Annotated in this window: 6 protein-coding genes; 3 read left to right on the top strand and 3 right to left on the bottom strand. The window is 70.5% G+C overall.

From position 1 onward, the window contains the following. A partial coding sequence (locus tag MFF42_RS22625; protein ID WP_238257921.1) for a DUF411 domain-containing protein occupies nucleotides 1-208 on the top strand: 208 nt, incomplete at its 5' end. On the opposite strand, the gene MFF42_RS22620 is transcribed toward MFF42_RS22625, so the two are convergent. The 3 genes from MFF42_RS22620 to MFF42_RS22610 form a co-directional block, all read right to left on the bottom strand. Further along, nucleotides 205-504 (bottom strand): hypothetical protein, encoded by a 300-nt coding sequence (locus MFF42_RS22620; protein ID WP_183667258.1) that lies wholly within the window; start codon nucleotides 502-504, stop codon nucleotides 205-207. The genes MFF42_RS22625 and MFF42_RS22620 overlap by 4 nt on opposite strands. A 266-nt stretch (nucleotides 505-770) precedes the next feature. Continuing rightward, nucleotides 771-2,330 carry an HNH endonuclease signature motif containing protein gene (locus tag MFF42_RS22615; RefSeq protein ID WP_192285424.1) on the bottom strand — a complete coding sequence of 520 codons (1,560 nt, stop codon included), beginning with the start codon at nucleotides 2,328-2,330 and terminating at the stop codon, nucleotides 771-773. Between the two features lie 277 nt (nucleotides 2,331-2,607). Further along, nucleotides 2,608-2,913, bottom strand: coding sequence for a hypothetical protein (locus MFF42_RS22610; protein ID WP_009866369.1), 306 nt, complete (start codon nucleotides 2,911-2,913; stop codon nucleotides 2,608-2,610). 349 nt (nucleotides 2,914-3,262) lie between these two features. Here MFF42_RS22610 and MFF42_RS22605 point away from each other — a divergent pair, with 349 nt between their 5' ends. Together MFF42_RS22605 and MFF42_RS22600 are read left to right on the top strand one after the other, a co-directional pair. Next, nucleotides 3,263-4,096, top strand: coding sequence for an outer membrane protein (locus MFF42_RS22605; protein ID WP_238257918.1), 834 nt, complete (start codon nucleotides 3,263-3,265; stop codon nucleotides 4,094-4,096). Nucleotides 4,097-4,326: 230 nt separating this feature from the next. Then, a partial coding sequence (locus tag MFF42_RS22600; RefSeq protein ID WP_238257917.1) for a hypothetical protein occupies nucleotides 4,327-4,639 on the top strand: 313 nt, incomplete at its 3' end.

Genomic DNA, 4,639 nt, shown 5'->3' with positions numbered 1-4,639 from the left:
CGTGATCGAGGGGCACGTGCCCGCATCGGCCATCAAGCGGCTGCTGGTGGAGAAGCCTGCCGGCACCGGCCTCGCGGTGCCCGGCATGCCGGTCGGTTCGCCCGGCATGGAGGTCGACGGGGTGGAGCCCGCCACCTACGAGGTGGTGCTGTTCGGCCCGGGCGTGCGCACCACCTTCGCGCGATTTCGCGGCGGGCAGGCCGTCTAGCCGGGCATGGCGGCACGCCCGCCCTGGCAAGCAGGGGGCTTCTTGACCGAGGTCGACCGGACCGCCGCGGCATTGACCTTCGAGCGCGACGACGAGGACGAACTCTTGGCTTGCGGCGTCGGCCCGCGCATCGCCGTCGCCATCGTCAACACGAGCAAGACATCGGCCGGCTTGGGCCGCCTCGACAACGTCCGCCACGGGACGGGGGAGCCGAGGCGGCTCTTGCCGAGGGCCTCGGGGGCGGCGCCACCGTCGGTCTCGTCGAGCTGAGGATTGCGTGCGGTGACGATCGCCATCCTGAGGCCTCGCCGCAGGTCAACCGGGGGCGCCGCGGCGGCACTGGCGGGGTGCCGGCCTTCCCAACGCAGGGCCCACCCACCGCGCTGTGGCTGGATGCAGGGAGCCCACAACGTCGCGGTCGTCGCGAGCCCTGCCGACATCTGGTTCGAACCCGGGGCACCCGAATCGGGCGACGCGCCGAGACAGCGGCCTTGGGACTGGGCGGTCGAAGCGCCGGCCGCCCTCGCGTGGGGAGCTCGGGCAAAACGGCAGGGTGGTGCCGCTAATCCTCGATCCAAGCGAGCTGCCGCCGGTACACCTGACCCTCGCCGCCACAGGACCGGCAATCGAAGTCGTGCCGCTGCCCCGTCCCCTTGCAGCTCGGGCACGTCACCAAGTCATACTGTGACCAGTCGTACCGGTCCGCCAGCTGCCGTTCCATGCGCCCGTCGCCGCCACAGGGTGGGCAGTCGTAGCCGTTGACCTGTCCGCTGCCGCCGCAGAGGCGGCACGGCACCTCGGCGTAGTCCGACAGGTCGACGCGCTCGGCGTGCCGTGCCTCGACCCGCCCGTCGCCCTGGCACACGGGGCAATCGAGGCCGTCCCGTCGCCCGCTTCCGTGGCAGAGGGGGCAATCGACCTCGTCGTATGCGGTTGGATCGATCCTGTCGGCGACGTGCCGCTCCATCGACCTCTCGCCGCCGCAGGCCGGGCACTCCTCGCCCTGCCGGCGCCCGACGCCCGCGCAGACGGGACAGGGCACTTCCTGGTAGTCCCTGGCGTCGACCGCTTCCGCGTGGCGACGCTGCATGCGACGCTCGCCGCCGCAGGCCGTGCATGGGCTCCCGTTGCGCTGGCCCAGCCCGTCGCAGACCGGGCAATCCACCGCTTGGTAAGCCGATACGTCGATTCGGCGGGCCTCCGCCGTGCCGATGTAGCCCTCGCCCCCGCAGGCCGGGCAATCGGAGCCGTCCCACGAGCCCGCACCCCCGCAGAGCGGGCAGGCGGTCATCGAGGCGTCCCGCAGGAACTCGTCCCGCGCCTCGACGACGGCCGCGGCGAACGTCGGTATCCGAGCCCCGGGCAGCGCCCGGGCTCCCTTCGCCGAGGTGGCGACCTTGGCCGCGAACTTGCCGTAGGACCGGCCGACGGGACCGGCCGTCGGCTTCGCGGTCGCGGCCCTGCTCGCGGTCTCTTCCAGCGCGACGATGTCCTGTTCAGCAAGGGCAACCGCGGCGCCGTGGGCCGCGGCGAACTGCGCGTTGGCCAACAGGCCGCCGATCTCCTCAATCTGTCGGACGAGTTGCAGGACGGCGAGGCTCGCATTCCGTTCGATGGTCCACCCCCGCACGCGCCGGTTGACGAGCATCTGCTTCACGGCCCGCACGGTCGCGAGGTCGACGTCGCGGGGCATGTACAGGCCCTTGTCGAAGTCCGTGTGGTGGTTTGGGCAGAGCCAGATGAGACCGGCGGGATGGTGGCTCAGGGTTTGCGAGACGGGCTCGATATGCGCGGCCTCGCAGTTCGCGCCGTGGCTGCAGATCGCGCAGCCGCAGTTCGCCTCAAGCTTGATCTCCAGGCGGACCTTCTCGGGCATGTGCGGACGCGTCTTGCCTTCCTTGACCGGCCAAGGTTCCCGCAGGAACTTGTCGAAGGCGGCGAGCTCGGCTTCCTCGTACCAGCGCAGCCCGTCCGCGGTCTCGCACGCGAGCTTGCGCCGGATGCCGGCCTTGGCCCCGTAGCGCGTGAAGTGTTCGAGCAGTTCCGGCGACATCCGCAGGCGGATCGCCGCTTCGACCTCGGACAGCTTCCCGTTGCCTTCGGGCTTGGTGTTGCTCGCCATCCGGGGGCTCTAGCGTCCGTCGAAACAGTCTTTGGCGTGCCGGCCAGGGACGGTCGCCCGCCGAGGAAGACGACGCGGCGGTCGCCCCTCGGCCCACCGGCTCGGGCCGGGCGCGCCCTTCTAAACTTGCCGGCGCCACCCGGCAACGACGTGCCCGGACCGGCTGACCCGATGTACGTCCGGGCCGAACGGCACCGGACGCCTGGGTCGACGTGCTGCCATCCCTGAAGCTGTCTACGCACTCGTCCCGCGGCGAAAGCGAGGGCCGCCTCGGTTCCTACTGGCCGAAGCAGGCGTACGACGGGCCATGGTGGCAGGTGGCGTGATCATGGCGCGTGAAGTGGTTGTAGAAGCCGCGGTCGTGGGCGAGATGCTCGCACTCGTGATAGGAGTAGACGCAGCCGAGGAAGACCGGGCGATTATGTACCCGGAGTGTCTTGGCGGTCGGTGCGAGGCCGGCGCTCGAACCGTGATCGGACGCCGCGCCGTAGGGCGGCGGTGTCATCCGGAAGCCGACGGCACCTGCCCCGGTCGGGACCAAGACCAGGGCGAGTGCGGAGACGTAGAGAACCCGTTTGAGCATCGCGTATCCCTCCCGGGTCGTTTCCTGCAGTTGAGATCCCCCGTCCGGGATCGAGTAACGCACGAGCGGCCTGAAACGGTTGCACACCCCTAGGGGGTAATCGGCGCAGCGGGTCGGCGAAGTCTCCGGATCGGGTGAAGTTCGGAGCCTGTCCGGGCCGAATGACCTCGTCTTGAAGGCGCCGCGCGCACGCCTAGACCCACGAAGGCCTCAGCTCTTGCCGACGATGGCAGCGCCCCGTCGATCGTTACCCCCATGGGGTACGTTAAGGGGATATCAACCGTGCCGTGGGAGGGTTCGCTGACGGGGACTGCGGGTGAGGGACCGGACGATGGTTGGAATCGGTGAAATGGCGCGAACGCTCGGCCTGCTCGGCTGCGGCCTGATCTCCGCGACGTTCGCGGCACCGTCACACGCGGCTGACCTGCCGCCGGCCGCGCCGATGCCGGAACTGCGCGGAACGCTCGCGCCGGAGGCCGAGGTGTCGGGCTTTTACCTCCGCGGCGACATCGGTTTCAGCAACCAATCCGTGGAACGGCTCTCCAACAGCCTGGACGCGCTCGGGACGATCGAGAAGGTCAATCTGGGTTTCGCGGGCGCCCCGCTCGCGGGCGGCGGCGCCGGCTACCGCTTCGGCCGGTGGTTCCGGGCCGACGTCACGGGCGAGTATCGCAGCGCCGCCGCGTTCACCGGGCTTGAGCGCTACCGCGACGCGAGCCTGCCGCTCGGGTACGGCACCGACGAGTACACCGCGTCGAAGCGTGAAGTGGCCGTGCTTCTCAACGGCTACGTCGATCTCGGCAATTGGTACGGCCTCACGCCGTTCCTGGGCGCCGGCGTCGGCGCGGTGCGGATCACGCTCGACAATTTCAAGGACACGAACGTCGTCACGCAGGGCCTCGCCTACGCGAAGGCAGGCTCGAAGACGAACCTCGCTTGGGCGTTGCACGCGGGTGTCGGCTACGAGGTGAGCCCGAGCTTCACGGTCGAGCTCGCATACCGCTACCTCAATCTCGGAGACGGAAAGACCGGCACGGTCTACAACTATGCCGGCCAGTGCGGGTCTTGCGAGGCGCTGACCTTCAAGAACGTCGATTCGCACGACGTGAAGCTCGGCTTGCGCTGGGCACCGTGGGCCGCGACCGCCCCGGCCGAGCAGGCGCCGCTGGTGCGCCGGTACTGAGGTCGCGCGGTCCCGCGCGCACTCGCGCCGGTCGCGGGCTCCCCCGAGCCGGGACGGCGGCCACCACGCGGGCAGGATGGGGGTGCGTGCACGGCAGGGGCGATTGGCTTGCAGCCCGAAACCGCCGGTAAACAGCTTCGGACGCTCTACAAAAAGTAAAGTACGGGTACGTTGCCGATATTGCCCGCCTGTGTAAGGATCGGAACCGGTACGAGAGGGTCTCTGGGTCCTTGGCAGTTCTTCGCGCAGTGTTGCTCGCCGTGCTGGCGATGGCCGTGGCCATCGCCCCGGCGGCGCCGTGCACGATGAAGCGCCATGCCGCAGCCGATCACGCCGCCGTCGACCAGGCCGCGGCCCCCGCCGACCCGCACGCCCACCACCGGCACGCGGCCGCCGCCGGCTCCGCCGACGCGCCCGCGGGAGCGGCCCTCCAGGCGGACGGCGCGGACGGCCCCGACTGCCACCGGCATGCCTCGGCCGGCCAGCACCACCCGGGCGGCCACGGCCACCACAAGCGGCCGGCCGGCTGCGCGGCCACCTGCT

It is taken from the genome of Methylorubrum podarium, from assembly GCF_022179745.1.
GTDB classification, from domain to species: Bacteria; Pseudomonadota; Alphaproteobacteria; order Rhizobiales; family Beijerinckiaceae; genus Methylobacterium; species Methylobacterium podarium.
Note: the sequence above shows the minus strand (reverse complement) of the source record. Positions and strands in the feature narration are given on the sequence as shown.